Origin of the sequence: Enorma burkinafasonensis, from assembly GCF_902150035.1 — a bacterium.
Classification (GTDB): Bacteria; Actinomycetota; Coriobacteriia; order Coriobacteriales; family Coriobacteriaceae; genus Enorma; species Enorma burkinafasonensis.
The window spans coordinates 1-17,351 of sequence record NZ_LR597506.1; the positions used below are offsets into that span (position 1 = coordinate 1).

Genomic DNA, 17,351 nt, shown 5'->3' on the forward strand with positions numbered 1-17,351 from the left:
GCCCCCGAGCCCCCCCCCCCCCCCGCCGCGGCCACGTCGAGCGCCCCTGCCGGCGCGCACGTGCAGACGGCCGCCATGCCCGGCAAGATCCTCGACATCCACCTCAACGTGGGCGACACCGTCGAGGTGAACCAGCCCGTCATGGTGCTCGAGGCCATGAAGATGGAGAACGAGATCGTGGCCGAGCAGGCCGGCACCATCGCCTCCATCAACGTCGCCAAGGGCGACATGGTGAACCCCGGCGACGAGCTGTTCTCCATCGCCTAGCGGCCCGGCAGCGCACAACGTGTAGAGGAGAGACCATTGGAGATCCTAGTTACGGCAGCAGACGTGCTGACCGCGGGCGTGGTGGCGCTCGCGGCCGAGCCCGGTCGCATCGTCATGATGCTCGTCGGCTGCATCCTCATGTACCTCGGCATCAAGAAGGAGTACGAGCCCACGCTGCTCGTGCCCATGGGCCTCGGTACCATCCTCGTGAACATCCCGTTCTCGGGCGTCATCGGTGAGACGGGCCCGTTCACGGTGCTCTTCAACATGGGCATCGAGACCGAGCTCTTCCCGCTTCTGCTCTTCATCGGCATCGGCGCGATGATCGACTTCGGGCCCCTGCTCTCGAGCCCGTTCCTGCTCATCTTCGGTGCCGCCGCGCAGTTCGGCATCTTCTTCGTCATCATCATCGCGACGCTTCTGGGCTTCGACATGGCCGACGCCGCCTCCACGGGCATCATCGCCGCGGCCGACGGCCCGACCTCGATCTTCGTGGCGAACAGCCTGGGCTCCAAGTACATGGGCGCCATCATGGTCGCCGCGTACTCCTACATGGCGCTCGTGCCCATCATCCAGCCCATCGCCATCAAGATGTGCACCACCAAGAAGGAGCGCCAGATCCGCATGAGCTACAACCCGCTCGCGGTGTCCAAGACGGCGAAGATCCTCTTCCCCATCATCATCTGCGTCATCGCCGGCCTCATCGCCCCGGCGTCGCTGCCGCTCGTGGGCTTCCTCATGTTCGGCAACCTGCTACGCGAGTGCGGCGTGCTCGACTCGCTCTCCAAGTCCGCGCAAAACGAGCTCGTGAACCTCATCTCGATCCTTTTGGGCCTCTGCGTCTCGGTGAAGATGGAGTACAGCGAGTTCCTGCAGTTCGACACCCTCATCGTCATGGGGCTCGGTCTCGTGGGCTTCATCATGGACTCCGTGGGCGGCATCATGTTCGCCAAGCTCCTGAACATCTTCCGCAAGGAGCCAATCAACCCCATGGTCGGCTCCGCCGGCATCTCCGCCTTCCCCATGGCCTCGCGCGTCGTCCAGCGCATCGCCACGGAGGAGGACCCGCAGAACTTCGTCCTCATGCAGGCCAGCGCCGCGAACGTCGCCGGGCAGATCGCATCGGTCGTCGCCGGCGGCCTCGTGCTCGGCCTTTTGATGTAGGGAGGCAGCTCGTATGTCTGAGAACCTGATTACCGCCATCGAGCTACTCGGCATCGGCTGGGGCGGCATCTTCGTCGTCATGATCGTCATCTACCTCGTCTCGCTCGCGCTGTCGAAGATCTTCAGCCCGAAGAGCGAGTCGTAGCGTCGAAGCGCGAAAGGAGAACCGCATGGGACGTACCATCCGCTTCATGGAAACCATCCTGCGTGACGGCCAGCAGAGCCAGATCGCCACGCGCATGCCCATCGAGGACATGCTGCCCGTGCTCGAGGACCTCGACAGCTGCGGCCTCTACGCCCTCGAGGTGTGGGGCGGCGCGACCTTCGACTCGTGCCTGCGCTACCTGAACGAGGACCCCTGGGAGCGCCTGCGCACCATCCGCGCTCACGTGAAGAACGCGAAGCTCCAGATGCTGCTGCGCGGCCAGAACCTCCTGGGGTACCGCAACTACGCCGACGACGTCGTGGAGGAGTTCGTCAAGAAGTCCGTCGAGAACGGCATCGACGTGCTGCGCATCTTCGACGCCCTAAACGACACGCGCAACCTCCAGACCTCGATCTGCGCGGCCAAGGAGGCCGGCGGCGAGGTGCAGGCCGCCATCTGCTACACCACGAGCGACGTGCACACGGTGCGCTACTTCACCTCGCTCGCCGTCGAGATGGAGCGCGCCGGCGCCGACAGCATCTGCATCAAGGACATGGCGGGCGTGCTCACCCCCGAGGTCGCCTACGAGCTCGTGACCGAGATCAAGGGCGCGACCGACCTGCCGCTGCAGGTGCACACGCACGGCACGGCGGGCATCGGCCAGATGACCTACCTGAAGGCCGTCGAGGCCGGCGCCGACATCATCGACACCTGCCTCTCCCCGCTCGCCGAGGGCACGAGCCAGCCCTGCACCGAGTCGATGGCCATCGCGCTCGACGGGCTCGGCTACGACACCGACCTCGACGTCGACAAGCTCGATGGCATCGCCAAGCACTTCGCCGGCGTGCGCGACCGCTTCGTCGCCGACGGCGGCCTGAACCCCAAGGTGCTTGAGGTCGAGCCCAAGGCGCTCCTGTACAAGGTGCCCGGCGGCATGCTCTCGAACATGATCAGCAACCTCGCCGACCTGGGCGCGAGCGACCGCTACAGCGAGGTCCTCGCCGAGGTCCCGCGGGTGCGCGCCGAGCTGGGCTACCCGCCGCTCGTGACGCCGCTGTCGCAGATGGTGGGCTCGCAGGCCCTTATGAACGTGCTCTCCGGCGAGCGCTACAAGGTCGTGCCCAAGGAGATCAAGGACTACGTGCACGGCATGTACGGCCGGCCGCCCGTGACCATCTCCAAGGAGATCCGCGAGAAGATCATCGGCGACGACGAGGTCATCACCTGCCGCCCTGCCGACCTGCTCGAGCCCGAGCTGCCCCGCGCGCGCGAGGAGATCGCGCAGTACGCCAAGACCGAGGAGGACGTGCTCGCCTACGCGCTCTTCCCCGAGCAGGCGCGCGACTTCCTGGGACGGCGCGAGGACCCGTTCTACGACGTGCCCGTGCAGGAGGTCGAGGTCACCATCGACGTGGCGTAAGCGCGAAGGTGCACGCTCATGACTCAGAACCGGCGTCTGCCCGCATCGGCGGCGCCGGTTTTCTCTTGCCGGTCGTTTGTACCGGCTCGACGCTGTTTGCAGCGCACCCTCTGGCTTCTCCGTCCATCCGGCCATCCTCTGAACCCTCGGGGAAACCTGCGAACCCCTATCCGCCATCTCTTTAGAGCAAAGATGGCTCTATAGGGTTCACAGGTTATCCCGAGGGTTCACAGGTTATCCCGAGGGTTCACAAGTTATATCGAGGGTTCAGAGGATCGAATCAGGGTTCACAAGCTCGCGGAGGCATCACGCGCGCGGCGACGTGCCTAGCACGCAGGGCGAATCGACACGATCGCGGCGTCGAAGGCCTGCACGGTGCCGTCCGCGAGCTCGACGAGGGCGCGTCCCCAGGAATCCACGCCGGCGAGCACGCCGTGGGCCGAGACGCTTCCATCGGGCGCACCCGCGCGCACGCGCTCGCCGCGGTAGGCCAGAAGGGCGTTGTACGCATCCTCGATGCCGGTGAGCGGCGCCGCGCCCTCACCGGCGGCATCGACCGCAGCGGTCCACATGTCGATTGCCTTGAGCGCGGAGGCGCGGACCGCCGCGGCGAGGTCGTCCAGTGTCGGCATGGGAGCCGCGGCGGGAAGGCAGTCCGCGACGCCGGCACCCGGCAGCGCGGTCGCGTCACTCGGCTCGAAGGGGACCGACCTCAGGTTGAGTCCCAGCCCGCACACAGCGAGCGCCTCGCCCGAGGAGCGCTTGAGCTCGACCAGGATGCCGCCGAGCTTGCCCCGCCCGCAGATGACGTCGTTGGGCCATTTGAGCGCGATGCCGCAGCACCCGAGCCCCTCGAGCGCGCGCACCACGCCCAGGCCGAATGCCACCGGCAGGCCCGGCAGCGCACGGTCGGGAACCGTCGGCTTGATGAGCATGGAGAAGTAGAGCCCGCCTGCGGGCGACGCCCAGTTGTGGGTGCGCCTGCCGCGGCCGGCGGTCTGCACGCGCGCCCGGATCGCCGTGCCGTGCGGCGCCCCGGCGAGCGCGCGCTCCATGAGCACGGCGTTGGTGGAGCCCACCTCGTCGAGCACCTCGATGGGGCCGCATCCTTTCGCGGAACCCTCGTCCATGGCTCATCCCCCTCCCGATTTCAAACGCGCGCGGAGTCCGGCGCGCCGCGACGCCCGGGCCCACGGCGGCGCCTCGCGCCGGCCCGAGCCCTTAGACCACGGCCACGCGGCCCTGGTCGCCGACGATCGCCTTGGTCTCGGCGATGAGCGGGATCGAGCGGGCGTTCACGCGCGCGGGGATCTCGGCGCGCATGGTCTGGCCGTCGCTTTGCTCCACGAAGATCTCGACGCGGTCGCCGCCGGGGTTGCTCGCGAGGATCGCCGCGAGGCGCGCCATGCTCCCCTGCGAGAAGCGCGAGCTGGGGATCATGACCTCGAACACCTTGGGCCGGTTGGTCTCCTCGTTGAGCTCGAGCGGCAGCACCTCCTGCGCGATGATCTGGTCGCCGCGGTCGCTGCGCTCCAGCTTGCCGTGGACGCGGATGAACGAGTCCGCGAGCACGGCGCCGGTCTCGGGGTCGGTCTCGCCGTAGAGGAAGCTCTCGCACTCCTTGTAGACCTTGGGGAACATGACCACGGTGGCCTCGCCCTCCATGTCCTCCAGGCGGACGATGGCCATGGGGTCGCCCTTCTTGGTCACGCGCTTGGAGACCTCGGCCACCATGCCGGCGAACCAGAACGCCTTCCCCTCCGGGATCGCCTTGTTCACCGTCGTGTCGCTCCCGGGGACGACCTGCTCCACGCCCGTGTCGATCTGGCTCAGCGTGAACTCGCGGGCCTTGCCGAGCGCGTACTCGAAGGGGCGCAGCGGGTGGTCCGAGACGTAGATGCCCAGCACGTCGCGCTCCGCGGAGAGCTTCATGTGGCGGTCCCATTCCTGGCCGTCGGGCTCGGGCACGTTGACCTCGAAGCCGGAACCCTCGATATCGCCGAACAGGTCGAAGAACGAGGTCTGGCCGCCCACGCGGTCCTTCTGGCGCTTGGTCGCGGCGTCGATGATGTTCTCGGGGTTCGCCTTGTCGACGAAGCTCATGAGCTGGCGGCGCGGGTAGCCCGTCGAGTCGAAGGCGCCGGCCTTGATGAGCGCCTCGATGACGCGGCGGTTGGCCTGGCTCGAGTCGACGCGGTCGACGAAGTCGTGCAGGTTCTTGAAGGCGCCGCCCCGGGCGCGCTCCTCGATGATGGCATCGGCCACGCCCTCGCCCACGCCGCGGATGCCCGCGAGCCCGAAGCGCACGCCCTCGGAGGTAGCCGTGAACTCACGGCCCGATTCGTTCACGTCGGGCGGCAGCACCGGGATGCCGTCGTGGCGACAGGCCGAGACGTAGTGCGTGATCTTCTCAGTCTTGCCGGTGTAGCTCGTCAGCACGGCCGCCATGTACTCGTGCGGGTAGTGGGCCTTCAGCCACGCGGTCTGCATGACCAGGATGGCGTAGCCGGCGGAGTGCGACTTGTTGAACGCGTAGGAGGCGAACTCGAGCACGTCGTCCCAGATGCGCTGGGCGGTCTCGCGCGAGTAGTCGTTGCGCTCGGCGCCGTTCATCCAGTGGTCGTAGATGGTCTCCTCGTGGCCGTCCTCCCAGCTGAAGACCTGCTCGGTGAGCATCTTGATCTTCTTCTTGGCCACGGGCTTGCGGATGCGCGAGTCACTCTCGCCCTTGGAGAAGCCGCACATCTCGACCGAGATGTTCATGACCTGCTCCTGGTAGACCATGGTGCCGTAGGTCTCGTTCAGAATGTCGTCCAGGCGCGGGTCGTAGGAGACGGCGGGCTCCTTGCCGTTCATGCGGTTGATGTAGCTCGCGACCATGCCCGCGCCCAGAGGGCCGGGGCGGTAGAGGGCGATGAGGGCGACGACGTGCTTGTATTCCGTAGGCTTCATGTTCTTGATCGTCGCCGTCATGCCGGCGGACTCGATCTGGAACACGCCCGCGGTGTGGCCGCCCTGCATGAGCTTGAAGATCTCGGGGTCGTCGAAGGGGATTGCGTCGACGTCGATGTCGATGCCGTGGTTCGCCTTGATGTTCGCCTTGGCCTTCGAGATGACCGTGAGCGTGCGGAGCCCCAGGAAGTCCATCTTGAGCAGGCCCATGTCCGCGACCGTATGGCCTTCGTACTGGGTGATCTCCACGCCGCCCTTGGTGTCGAGCTTGGTCGGGACGTGCTCGTTCACCGGGTCGCGGCAGATGAGCACGGCGCAGGCGTGCACGCCCTCGCCGCGGGTGAGGCCCTCGATGGAGAGCGCCGCGTCGATGATGCGGTGCGCGTCCTCGTCCTTGGCGTAGGCCTCGGCGAAGTCGGGGTTGTAGAGGTCCTCCTTGCCCTCGACGCGCGTGAGCACCTGCTTGAGCTTCACGGACGGGTCGCTCGAGATCATCTTCGAGAGCTGCTGGCCCTTGAAGACGGGATAGTCGAGTACGCGCGCGGCGTCGTTGATGGCCTGCTTGGCCTTGATGGTCGAGTACGTGATGACGTGCGTGACCTTCTCGGGGCCGTAGAGCTGGCGGACGTGCTCGATCACCTCGAGCCGCCGCTCATCGTCGAAGTCCATATCGATATCGGGCATCTCGGTGCGCTCGGGCGAGAGGAATCGCTCGAACATGAGGCCGTTCTCGAGGGGGTCGAAGGTGGTGATGTCCATGGCGTAGGCAACGATGGCGCCGGCGGCCGAGCCGCGGCCGGGGCCCACGCCGATGCCGTTCTGCTTGGCCCAGCGTACGTACTCGGCCACGATGAGGAAGTACGCCGCGAAGCCCTTGTCGCAGATGACCTTGTACTCGAACTCGAAGCGCTCCTTGACGGAGACGCCGCCCACGACCTTGGTCTCCCAGTCCGCGCCGTAGCGCTTCGCGAGACCCTCCTCGCACTCGCGGCGGAACTGGCTCTCGTGGGTCTCGCCCTCGTCGAGCAGCGGGTAACGGGGCAGGATGATCTTGCCCCACTCGAGCTCGACGTCGCACTTGTCGGCGATCTCGACCGTGTTGTCGCAGGCCTCCGGGCAGTACGGGAAGAGCGCGCGCATCTCCTCCTCGGTCTTCATGTAGAACTCGCTGCCCTGCATGCGCATGCGGTTGGGGTCGTCGACCTTGGAGTTCATGCCGATGCACATCATGATGTCCTGCACCGGCGCGTCCTCGCGCGTGAGGTAGTGGAAGTCGTTCGTGGCGATGACCTTCACGCCGACCTGGCGGGCGATCTCGATGAGCTGGCGGTCGAGCTGCTCGTCGGTGAGGCCCGAGTCGGTCGTGATGCCGTGGTCCTGGATCTCGATGTAGAAGCTGCCCGGCTCGAACGTGTCGCGGAAGGTCTCCGCCCAGCGGAGCGCGTTGTCCATCTCGCCGCGGTCGATGCACTTGGGGATGATGCCCGCGATGCACGCCGAGGTGGCGATGAGGCCCTCGCTATGGCGGCGCAGGTTGTCGAGCGTCACGCGGGGCTTGTAGTAGAAGCCGTTGACCGCGGCCTCGGACACCGTCTGCATGAGGTTCACGTAGCCACGCTCGTTCCGGGCGATGAGGATCATGTGGTAGAGCTCGGGCTTGCGGTCGCGGGCGAGCGTCTCGTCGGGCGTGAAGTAGACCTCGCACCCGAAGATGGGCTTGATCACGTAGGGCTTGACGGCGTCGATCGAGCCCGTGCGCCCCCATTCGGCGAGGTCGCGGGCATGCTGCGCGGCGCCGCGCGGGTCCTCTTCGGGATCGGGCGCCACGAGCTCGGCGGCGCGGCCGGCCTCGAGCATCTTCTTGTCGTTGTTCCACACGCGGCGCTCGGGCGACTTCTTGTTGTAGGCGTCGCACGCCAGGCCGAGCTCGGGGATGCCGTACATGTAGCCGTGGTCCGTGAGCGCCACGGCGGGCATGCCCAGCTCGACCGCGCGGTCGACCATGTCGCCCACGCGCGTCGCGCCGTCGAGCATGGAGTATTCGGAGTGGTTGTGCAGGTGAACGAAGGCCACGGTCGTCTCCTCGAAATGTGCTGGTACGGCTGATGTGCAAAGCTGCGGAAACGAGGACGGGCTGTGATTGTGGGGTGGCTCCTCTGTTCCGGTACCCGATTCTACCGCAGCGGGCGGACCCCTTGGCGGGTGCCGCGACGGCTCGCGGAAGCACCACAGGGTGTTCGATGGCGCCGCCCAGGTCGCCCCGATCGCGGCAAAACGCCTCCCCCGCTGCCGCAGCTCGTCGCTCGAGCGGGAGGCGGGCACGTTCGATCAAGAATACTGTGGGTGCACGGAGGCACTCCGGTCCCACGGCTCTTGGGACCGATGCAATCCTGCGCTTTCTCGCCACCGGAGCCCGGTCCCGACCGCAGGATCGAAATAAGACACAGTATTCTTGATCGAACGGAAGGCTCCGGGGACTCCCGGAGGCGACTTGAGCGCCTTGGCGGTGGTTGGCGCCGGAGCTGCCGGGGCCAATCCCCCATCTCGTTTTTTATGCAAGCCTTTTACCTGCGTAAATGCATCAGCCCGAGACCTGTATGTCTGAGGTTCCGCGGACAACCCACCGCCAAGACGCACGAACGACGTCGAGCCCCAAGAAAAGGCGGGCGCACTCCATAAGGAATGCGCCCGCCGCGCTGCCGGATATGGTGTGAGCACCCGCCGGGCACCGGTTACTACGAGTAGGTGACGACCTGGGGCTCGCCGGGGTCGGCGGGGTCGTCGACCTCGACGCGCACGAACATCAGGGTCACCCGCTCGAACCCCGCCTTGTGAAGCACGTCGGCGTACACGCTCGCCTGGAGCGCGTGCTTCTCCTGCAGCTGCTCGGGCGTCTCGGCGGGGGAACCGCCCGTCTTGTAGTCGAGGACGAGCGCCTCGCGGGGACGGCCGGGGTCGGTGCAGAGCACGTCGATCGCTCCCTCGGCGTAGGCGCCGTACTGCTCCCGGAAGTCTTCCATCCCCAGGGAGAAGAAGGGGACCTCGGCCCGCACCTGCGCCCAAGAGCGCATGAGGGCGCGCGCCTTGGAGCGCTCCCAGCGCGCGAGGGCGTCCTCGAGGCGCACCCGCTGCGCGGAGGTGACGCCCCAGTAGCGGCACAGCGCGTCGACGCGCGACGCGGGCACGGACTCCTCCCCGGTCTCGATGAGCCATTGGGCGGCGGCATGGAAGGCGGAGCCGAGCGCCGTGGGGTCGCCGTCGCCGCGACGCGCTGCGTCGGGAGCGCCGCCGTCCCGCCCTGCCGAAAGAGCGCTCGGGGCACAAAGGGCGTCATCCTCCGCAGGCTCGACGGGGGCGCTGCGGTCCTCGAGCTCGGCGTGGGAGGCGGCGGCCACCGAGGAGTAGCTGTACGAGTCGCGCGGTGGAACGGGGGCCGGGACCATGGAGACCTCCACCCGAGCTGGCCTCACCAGCAGCACGGAGCGCTCCTCGCAGACGGGGCCGTCTGCGGCGCCGCACGCCGCGGCGGGCGCGGGCGGGGGCGGGTAATCCGCTGCAGCGAAGGCGGCCTGGGGCCGCTTCAGGCCCTTCTTCTTCGCCGGGTACGCCACGTCGTCCAGAAGGATCATCTGGAAGTCGCCGGCATGGGCATCGGGGAAGGCGAGCCGGTCGCTGGTCAGGTCGGGCAGGCCGCCCAGGTCCTCATCAGGCGGCAGGATCCGTGCGAGGACCTCGCCCACCAGCGAGGTCGCGTGCCCGGGCTCGAGCTCGGATGCGTAGCGCGCCCCGAGCGCGAGGATCGCGACCTCCCGGGCGCGCGTGATGGCGACGTAGAGCAGGCGCGCCGCCTCCTCGTAGTCGAGCTGCGCGTTCTCGCGCTTCATGTATGCGAAGGCCGGGGCGGCGGAAGCGGGGACCTCGGGGCCGTGCTCGCCGGCGTCGACGGCCTGCTTCTCCAGGTCGTTCAGCGCACCCATGGCATCCTTGAGCAGGCTCTCGTCTGCCGCGAGCCCGAAGCGGTTGGGCAGGGCGGCCCACAGCGTGCACCCATCGCGGTCGAGCATCTGGATCCGGTCCGTACCCGCCTTGATGCCGTCGCACTCCGCGACGGCGACGACCGGGAACTCGAGGCCCTTCGACGCGTGCACCGTCATGATGCGCACCGCGTCCTCGTCGGCGCCCGAAAGCGTCGCAGGCGACTCCTTCACGTGCTCGATATGCGCGTCGAAGGCCTCCGAGACGAGACGCGGCGAGAACGCGCGCCCGGCTTCCTCCTGCTCGACGATCGAGATCGCCTTCAGCAGGTTCGCGGCGACGGCGCGCTCCTGGGCGCCGCCCCGCTCGAGGCGGGCGAGCCAGCCCGACTCGGCGACCGCGTCGCGCACGATGGCGGACATGGGGTCGCGCCCGACGCGCGCCTGGGCGCCTCCGAGCACCTCCCGCATGCGGTCGACGAGCGGCAAGGGGCCGAACGCATCGAGGATCTCGGCGGAGAGGAGCACGTCCCCGGTGATGGTCCTGCTGTCGACCGCCCCGGTCTCGGCGTCCACGCAGGTGGAGAGCGCGAGGAGCTCAGTCGCGCCCAGGCAGAACATCGGCGAGGTGACCAGCGGCGTGATGCCGCGCTCGCCGTCGTCGGGGTTGGCGAGAAACGCCAGCAGCGCGGAGACGACCCCGACCTCGGGCGCCCGACGGTAGACCGAGGTGCCGCCCGACACCACGCACGGCATGCCCGCCGCGCGGATGGCGTCGGCGTAGACGTCCGCCTTGGTGAGGCGCGCCATGAGGATGACCATCTCGCTCGGCTTGAAGCCCTCCGCGTCGCGCAGGTGCCGGAAGCGCTCCGCGATCGCCGCCGCCTTGGCCGCGGCGCGGTCGTCCGAGGTCCCCGCCACCGCGAGCACGGCCTGGCGGCGCGACGTCTTCGCGGAGACCCGGCGCGCGCCCTTGCGCTTGCCCTCCCCGCACGAGACGAGATGGAGGAAATCGCGGCCCAGCGGGTTTTCCGCGCCGCCCTCGAAGATGCGGTCGGCAAACGACAGGATGTCCGCATGGCTTCGGTAGTTCACGTCGAGGTCCAAGACCGTGCCCGTGCGCTCGACCTCGTCCTTCTTGCCGCGGAAGACCGACACGTCCGCGCCGCGGAACCGGTAGATGGACTGCTGCGCGTCGCCCACCGTGCACAGCTCGCGCCCGTCGGGGCTGCAGAGCAGGCGCACGAGCTCGACCTGCTGCTGAGCGGTGTCCTGGAACTCGTCGACCATGACCATCTTGAAGCGGCCGGAGAACTCCCGGCGGATCCGCTCGTCGTGGTTGAGCGCATCGAACGCCCGTGTGAGCAGGTCGTCGTTGTCGAGCACCGCCTGGTCCGCCTTGAGCGCGTCGTATTCGGCGCGCACCAGCTCGACGAGGGGAACGAGCTCGTCGAGGGCGCCGGCGCAGGTCGCGAGGTAGGCGTCGGCGAAAAACGCCGGGCGCGCGGCGCGCACCTCCCCCACCGCCGTCTTCTCGTCCTTGCCCATGCCCTTGCCGCGCAGCGAGAGCTCGCCGGCGGCATCGAAGCAGGCACGCAGGTCGTCACGGGTGCGCGGCGACGCCAGATAGGTTTCGAGCGCATCGAGGGCGACGCGCGCCGCGGCGGCGTTCGCGTATGAGGGGGTCTCCGCGATGTCGCGATAGACTTCCAGGATACGGCGCGGGGAGGGCACGGGCGCGACCTGCTGGAATGCGGAGAGCCCGCCCACCGTGGCGGAAACCCGCCCCAGGATGGCGACGAGGATCGAAAGCAGGCTGTCCAGGCCCTGGGAGGGGCCCCCGGCGCCCTCGAGCGCGAAGGCGCCGAGGATCTCCCTGAACGCGCCGTCGCCCTGCGCGTCGTCGGCGGCGATGCGGCGCACCACGTGCTCGACGGCGAGCCGCTTGAGGTCGTCGGCGTACCCGACGACGGAGAACGCCGGGTCCACGTCCACGTCGAGCGCATGCGCGCGGATGATGCGCGAGCACATGCCGTGGATGGTCGAGATCCAGGCGTCGTCGACCTTCTCCGCCTCGGCGGCCATGCCCTCCTCGACGAGCGCCGCGCGGATGCGCTGCTTGAGCTCGGCGGCGGCCTTGTCGGTGAAGGTGATGGCGAGCACCTGGTCGATGCTGTCCAAAAACGGCTCGGGACGGCTGGGGTCGCGCCAGAGCTCGCGCGGCTTGGAGCCCGGCCGCAGGGCGTGCATGATGCGCTGCGTGAGCGTGAACGTCTTGCCGGACCCGGCGCCGGCCGACACGAAGAGCGGGCCCTCGAGGGTGCGGACGATCCGCTCCTGCTTGGGCTCGAGCTGGATGCGCGCCATCAGCGCCTCCTCTCGCACATGGTAAGCGGGCAGTACGTGCAGGAATCCGAGGCGGGAGCCGGCGCGATGCGGCCCTGCTCGAGCTTGTCGAGCTCGCCGGTGATCGCGCGCTCGACCTGGTCGAGCAGCTCGGTGAGGGCCATGGTGCCGTCATGCAGGGCGCTGCGCGAGCGCGGCGGCTTGACGCCGGGGAAGCCCGAGACCCTGTCGTGCGGGAACGACGGAGGCTCGGTATCCGCCAGCGTATCGGTCACCTGGCCGGCGACCTGGGGCCCGCGCGTCCCCAGGTAGAGCGCGCCCTGGGCGGAGCCGAACCCCATGCGCGCCAGCGCCTGGGCGTAGATGAGCGTCTGGACCTTGGGCGCGCGGTCAGCATCGCGCCCCGGGAGCCACGCGGGGTCGAGCCCCTCGCCCTCCTCGAGCGCCATGGTGGGGTCGGCGCAGGAGAGCGACGCGACCGAGGCGCGGTTCTTGTAGTCGATCACGACGAAGCGGTCGCGCTCGCAGCGCTCGGGCACGTGGCCCGCGGGCGCGCCCGCCGCCGGGGCGACGTCGATGCGGTCGATGCGCCCCCCGAGGGGACGGCCCGCGTAGGCGACGCCCTCCTTGTCGAAGGCGTACTCGAACCAGGCGGGGATGAAGCCGGGCATGAGGTCGCTCTCGTGGCGCACCACGTCGCGCAGCTTGGGCAGGATGGCGTCGAGCTGGTCGCGCTCGAGCTCGTCGAGGGCGACGAGCGGGCCGCGGATGGGGCGCGGGCGCTCCTCGCGCGCGTACTTGCCATGGGTGTACTTGCCGCGCGCATGGTCCGCGCGCACCTCGGCGTACGCCAGGTCCATCTGCTCGAGGCAGGCGTCCAGGTTGGCCGCGTCGACGCGCTGCAGGCCCTCCTCCTGCAGGCGCTCGTGGAAGCGCTGCATCACGTCATGGACGAAGTTTCCCATCTCGATGGGGCCGAAGCCCACATCGAGCCGGCGCGTGGACGCGCGGTTGCCCACGAGCCAGCTGTACGGGCAGGCGAGGTAGGCCTCGATCTGCGAGGCGGAGAGGGTGCGCGGCACCTCCGTCCCGCCCATGCTGCGCGTGGGCGGCAGCAGGAAGCGCTCGAGCCCGGACGGGAGCACGTGGGCGCCGGGGATCTTCGCCTCGGTGAGCACGACGTCGCGTCCGGCGGCGACATCGAGATTGGAGAGGAGCGCCCCCTCGTGGGGAAGCTCGGGGGCGGCCGGGGCGGCGTCGCCGAAGGCGGCCTTGAGCTCGTCGTAGGCGAGCGCGGCGTAGCGCTCGTCGCCCTGGCGGTCGCGGGCCGTATGCGCGAGGACCGCGCGGCGGCCGGCCTCGCAGGCGCGGCGCACCTGGATGCGGTGGCGCTCGACCGCCGGGACCTTGGCGCCGGGGCAGCCGAGCTTGGCGGCGAGCAGGTCGTGCGGGGTCTCGCGGCGGGCGAGCGGGTAGGCGTCGGCATCCAGGTCGATGAGGACGACGGCGTCGAACGACCCCTCGGCGCGGCGGGCGAGCTCCTCGCACGTGATGAAGAGCACCCTGGCCGCAGGGGCCACCGATGCGGACGGGACGGCGTCAGCGGTGAGGCGGGTGGCCAGGCCGGGCAGGGCGAGGACCGCCTGCTCCTCTGAGACGCCCAGGCGATGGGCCGTCTCCATCAGGCCGGAGGCCTCTTCGAGCGCGGCGAGCTCGGCCTCGCGGGCGGCGAGGCCCTCCGCACCGAACGCGTGCGGCGCGGCCGCCGAGGCCGCCTCGGCCATGAGCGCGAGCGCACGGGCGAGGCGGCCGCCGGCGAGCGCACGGGGGACCGCGGCGGCCACGATGGGCCTCCGGTCGCGGCCGTCCTCCTCGGCGAGCTTGCGCTCGCGGTTGAGCTCCCTGCTCTCGAGGCTCGTGAGCTCCGCCATTAAACCCTCAGCGTCGAGCTTGCGGGTCTTGCGCAGGCGCGCGTCGAGCATGCGAGAGATGCGCGGCGCCACATGGGACAGGCCCGAGAAGGGGCTGCGGATCCAGTCGGGCACCTCGGGCGCGGGCCACCAGGCGCTCGGCTCCTCCGCCTCCATGCGGCGGAGCAGGTCCCGGAGCATGAAGAACGCCTGGCCGGCACGCGCGTCCTCGAAGGGGACCCGCACGGAGAGCTCTGCCTCCAACCCCCTGGCGGCGAGCCGGGGGGCGAGCGCGCGAAAGGCGGCGACGGGGTCGGGCGCGGCGACGGCGAGCGTGGCGCCCGCGGCCGCATGGGAGGCGTCGGAGATGAGCTCGGCATGCGCCGCGTCGCGGGCAGAGGGACCGGAGATCTCGGCGAACTGGAGACGGGACGCGGCGAGGCCCGCGCAGGCGCCCCCGTCGTCCTCGAGCACGAGCAGCGGCACGCGGCAGGCGCACGCGTCGAGCAGCCGCACTAGGTACTCCGGCCGGTCGTCCAGGGCGCGCGCCACCACCGCGTGGACGCCGGGAACGCCGTCTGCGCCCATCGCGGCGAGCGAGACGGCGGCGCAGGAGGGCTCCACGGCGCCCAGCCGGTCGAGGGCGCGCGCGTAGCGCTCGAGCACATCGACCACGGCGCGCTCGGAGGGCGTGAGCGACTCCCGCCGCGCTGCGGTGATGAACGGCTGGTAGAGGCGGGCGGCGGTGGCGAGCATGGCGAGCGTGCCGGTGGTCCGGGGCAGCGCGGCGGCATCGGCGGGGCGCGTGGGGTCGGCGGCGGCCTCGTCAATCGAGCGCGCCAAGAGGAGCCGACGCTCGGCCGGCTCGACGATGCGGCGGCCGTCGCCGGAGAGCTCCCAGAGCGCGGACACCCAGGCCGCGGGCGTCAGCACGTCGATGCCCACGCCCAGCCCCACGTCGGCGAGCGCGCGGCGGCAGGCATCGCGCATGCCCGCATGGGGCACCAGAAGCGTCACGCGGCCATGTGCCCGGGCAAGGTCGCCGATGAGCTCGATCTCCCGGGCGTCCGGACGGTTCCCCATGGCCTTTCTGATGACTTGAGTCGCCATATCCCTCCCATTCTCCGTCCCCACCATCCTACACGCCCGTGCGGACAGGCGGGGCGAGAGCCGGGAGACGGGTCGCGGGCCGGGGGCGCGGGGCTACCCGACGGGGCGCTCCATGATGTAGTCGTCCATGACGAAGCCCGCGCCGATATCGGTCACCGCGGCGTCGACGGTCGTGAAGCCGTTGCCCTCGTATGCGCGGATGCCGAGCTCGTTGCCCTTGTTCACCGTGAGGTACATGGCGCTAAGTCCCCGCTCGCGGCAGAGCGCGTCGTAGAAGCGCACGATGGCGCTCGCGAAATGCCTGCCGCGCTCGGCGGCGCTGAGGTAGATCTTCGAGATGAAGAAGCGGCCCGTCTCGGGCTCGACGCAGCCGCCCGTGTACCCCACGACCCGGCCGTCGTCCGCGGCGCGGACGAACCAGTATTCGTAGGCGTGCTCGCGCATGTCGCGCTCGATGGCCGCGCGCGACTGGAAGCGCTCGATCATGTACTCGGTCTGTGCGCGCCCCAATCGACCGGTCCAGAACTCGCGCCAGATGGCACCCGCGAGCTCGGCGAGGGCGTCGACGTCGGCGGGCCCGACCGCCTCGAAGGAAACCGGCTCCGAACTCACTCGCCGTCCTCCAGCTTGATGAGCACCCGGCGGTAGCCGCCGTACTCGCCGTTTAGGGCCTTGGAGACGCGGCTCACCGTGGTGGACGAGGCGCCCGTCTGCGCCTGCACCTCGAGGTAGGACTCCCCCTCGTCGAGGCAGCGCGCCACGTGCAGGCGCTGCGCGAAATCGCAGAACTCACGCGGCGTCAGCAGGTCGACGAGGAACTCCTCGACCTCGCGCTCGCCCTCGAGCAGCGTGAACGCATGGACGAGCTGATGCACGTCCTCGCGCGCGAGCATCGTCTCGATATTCATGGGCACCACCAAACATCCGGGTTCCAACGAAGCGCCGGAAGGCGCAGCGAGAGCAGTGTAGCACACCACCACACTAAAGTGGCGCCCCTATGCGAGCGTCACGCGCCCGGCAAGGCCGCTCGTCCAGCGCACGCGCCCGCACTCGTCCACCGTGAGCGCCTCGATGCCCGGGACGCCCTCGGCGAACGCGATCCCGTCGCGCGCGCCGAGCATGAGCACCGTCGTCGACCAGCCGTCGCAGTCGAGCGAGCGCCGTGCCACGACGGTCGCGCTCGCGGCGTCGGTCGCGGCGGGCATGCCCGTGCGCGGGTCGAGGATATGGTGGTAGACGGTCCCTCCCCGCGAGAAGCGGCGCTCGTGCGTGCCGCTCGTCACCACCGAGCCCTGGTCGAGCTCGATGACCGCGCGGCTGCGCCCCGGGCGGAACGGGTCGGCGACGCCTATGCGCCACGGGCCCGAACAGCCGTCACCGCCGGGCGCCCGCCCGCGCACAAGCACGTTACCGCCCAGGTTGAGCGCGAAACGGCCGACACCCCGGCCACAGAGGAGTTCTGCGAGGTCGTCGGCGATGTAGCCCTTCGCGATGCCGCCGAGGTCGAGCACCGTCTGAGGGTCGCGGATGGCGAGCCACGGCGCGCCCCCGGGGGCGCCGCCGTCCCCGGGCGAGACCTCGATAAGGTTCATCCCCACGTGGAGCAGCGCCTCGGCGAGCCCGGGACGCGCGGGGACGGCGCCCGCGTGGAAGTCCCAAAGCGACGTCACAGTGCCCATCGTGATGTCGAAGCAGCCCCGGCTCCCGGCGCAGTAGGTGCGCGCCGCGCGCACGAGCTCGGCGGTCTCGCGCGCGACCGGCACCGGCTCGGGCGCCGCCGCATGCGCGCGCGAGATGTCGGAGGCGGGATCGGTGCGCGAGAGCAAGCGCTCGAAGTGCCGGCACCGCTCGACGCATGCGTCGAGGGCCCGGGCGGCGCCGTCGAGCGCGCCTTTCGCGCACCCGGGTGCCGCATCGGGGTAGACGCGCAGGTCGACCACCGTATCGAAGCAGATGAAGCGCACGGAGAGCGCGCCGTCCGCCTCCCTCTGAACCCGCTTCCCGCTGCCTGCGCCCATGCGCTCCCCCATATCTCCACACGCCCGCGCGCCGCGTGCCGAAGC

11 protein-coding genes are annotated in these 17,351 nt (G+C 69.8%); 4 read left to right on the plus strand and 7 right to left on the minus strand.

Features of this window, described 5'->3' with window-relative positions; translation table 11 throughout:
* From FS885_RS04730 to FS885_RS04740, 4 genes are all read left to right on the plus strand, one after another.
* Positions 1-267: biotin/lipoyl-containing protein (locus FS885_RS04730; RefSeq protein WP_144743858.1), on the plus strand; the 267-nt coding region annotated here is incomplete at its 5' end.
* A 36-nt stretch (positions 268-303) separates the two neighbouring features.
* On the plus strand, positions 304-1,431 hold the full coding sequence (locus tag FS885_RS04735; protein WP_246060784.1) for a sodium ion-translocating decarboxylase subunit beta: 1,128 nt from the start codon (positions 304-306) through the stop codon (positions 1,429-1,431).
* A 13-nt stretch (positions 1,432-1,444) separates the two neighbouring features.
* The gene (locus tag FS885_RS10120) at positions 1,445-1,576 is read left to right on the plus strand and encodes an OadG-related small transporter subunit (protein WP_281281383.1); all 132 of its coding nucleotides are present in this window, start codon (positions 1,445-1,447) and stop codon (positions 1,574-1,576) included.
* 25 nt (positions 1,577-1,601) lie between these two features.
* On the plus strand, positions 1,602-2,996 hold the full coding sequence (locus FS885_RS04740; RefSeq protein ID WP_144743859.1) for an oxaloacetate decarboxylase subunit alpha: 1,395 nt from the start codon (positions 1,602-1,604) through the stop codon (positions 2,994-2,996).
* Between the two features lie 326 nt (positions 2,997-3,322).
* On the opposite strand, the gene FS885_RS04745 is transcribed toward FS885_RS04740, so the two are convergent.
* The 7 genes from FS885_RS04745 to FS885_RS04775 form a co-directional block, all read right to left on the minus strand.
* Positions 3,323-4,126, minus strand: coding sequence for a biotin--[acetyl-CoA-carboxylase] ligase (locus FS885_RS04745; protein ID WP_144743860.1), 804 nt, complete (start codon positions 4,124-4,126; stop codon positions 3,323-3,325).
* A 91-nt stretch (positions 4,127-4,217) separates the two neighbouring features.
* The gene (gene dnaE, locus FS885_RS04750) at positions 4,218-8,021 is read right to left on the minus strand and encodes a DNA polymerase III subunit alpha (RefSeq protein WP_144743861.1); all 3,804 of its coding nucleotides are present in this window, start codon (positions 8,019-8,021) and stop codon (positions 4,218-4,220) included.
* A gap of 662 nt (positions 8,022-8,683) precedes the next feature.
* Entirely contained in the window at positions 8,684-12,289 is a 3,606-nt protein-coding gene (locus FS885_RS04755) for a UvrD-helicase domain-containing protein (protein ID WP_144743862.1), read from the minus strand.
* On the minus strand, positions 12,289-15,288 hold the full coding sequence (locus FS885_RS04760; protein WP_144743863.1) for a PD-(D/E)XK nuclease family protein: 3,000 nt from the start codon (positions 15,286-15,288) through the stop codon (positions 12,289-12,291). The genes FS885_RS04755 and FS885_RS04760 overlap by 1 nt, the downstream gene beginning before the upstream one ends.
* Before the next feature lie 93 nt (positions 15,289-15,381).
* Complete coding sequence (locus FS885_RS04765) at positions 15,382-15,900, minus strand: GNAT family N-acetyltransferase (protein WP_246060787.1); 519 nt, start codon at positions 15,898-15,900, stop codon at positions 15,382-15,384.
* Entirely contained in the window at positions 15,897-16,196 is a 300-nt protein-coding gene (locus FS885_RS04770) for a YerC/YecD family TrpR-related protein (protein WP_144743864.1), read from the minus strand. Before FS885_RS04770 ends, FS885_RS04765 begins: the two co-directional genes overlap by 4 nt.
* Positions 16,197-16,283: 87 nt before the next feature.
* Entirely contained in the window at positions 16,284-17,306 is a 1,023-nt protein-coding gene (locus tag FS885_RS04775; RefSeq protein ID WP_246060790.1) for an FAD:protein FMN transferase, read from the minus strand.
* Positions 17,307-17,351 lie beyond the last annotated feature (45 nt).

What these genes read in the sequence shown, in the direction of transcription:
- FS885_RS04770 (WP_144743864.1), bottom strand. Translation starts at nt 16,196, where the DNA reads ATGAATATCGAGACGATGCTCGCGCGCGAGGACGTGCATCAGCTCGTC.
- FS885_RS04740 (WP_144743859.1), top strand. Translation starts at nt 1,602, where the DNA reads ATGGGACGTACCATCCGCTTCATGGAAACCATCCTGCGTGACGGCCAG.
- FS885_RS04775 (WP_246060790.1), bottom strand. Translation starts at nt 17,306, where the DNA reads ATGGGCGCAGGCAGCGGGAAGCGGGTTCAGAGGGAGGCGGACGGCGCG.
- FS885_RS04745 (WP_144743860.1), bottom strand. Translation starts at nt 4,126, where the DNA reads ATGGACGAGGGTTCCGCGAAAGGATGCGGCCCCATCGAGGTGCTCGAC.
- FS885_RS04755 (WP_144743862.1), bottom strand. Translation starts at nt 12,289, where the DNA reads ATGGCGCGCATCCAGCTCGAGCCCAAGCAGGAGCGGATCGTCCGCACC.
- FS885_RS10120 (WP_281281383.1), top strand. Translation starts at nt 1,445, where the DNA reads ATGTCTGAGAACCTGATTACCGCCATCGAGCTACTCGGCATCGGCTGG.
- FS885_RS04760 (WP_144743863.1), bottom strand. Translation starts at nt 15,288, where the DNA reads ATGGCGACTCAAGTCATCAGAAAGGCCATGGGGAACCGTCCGGACGCC.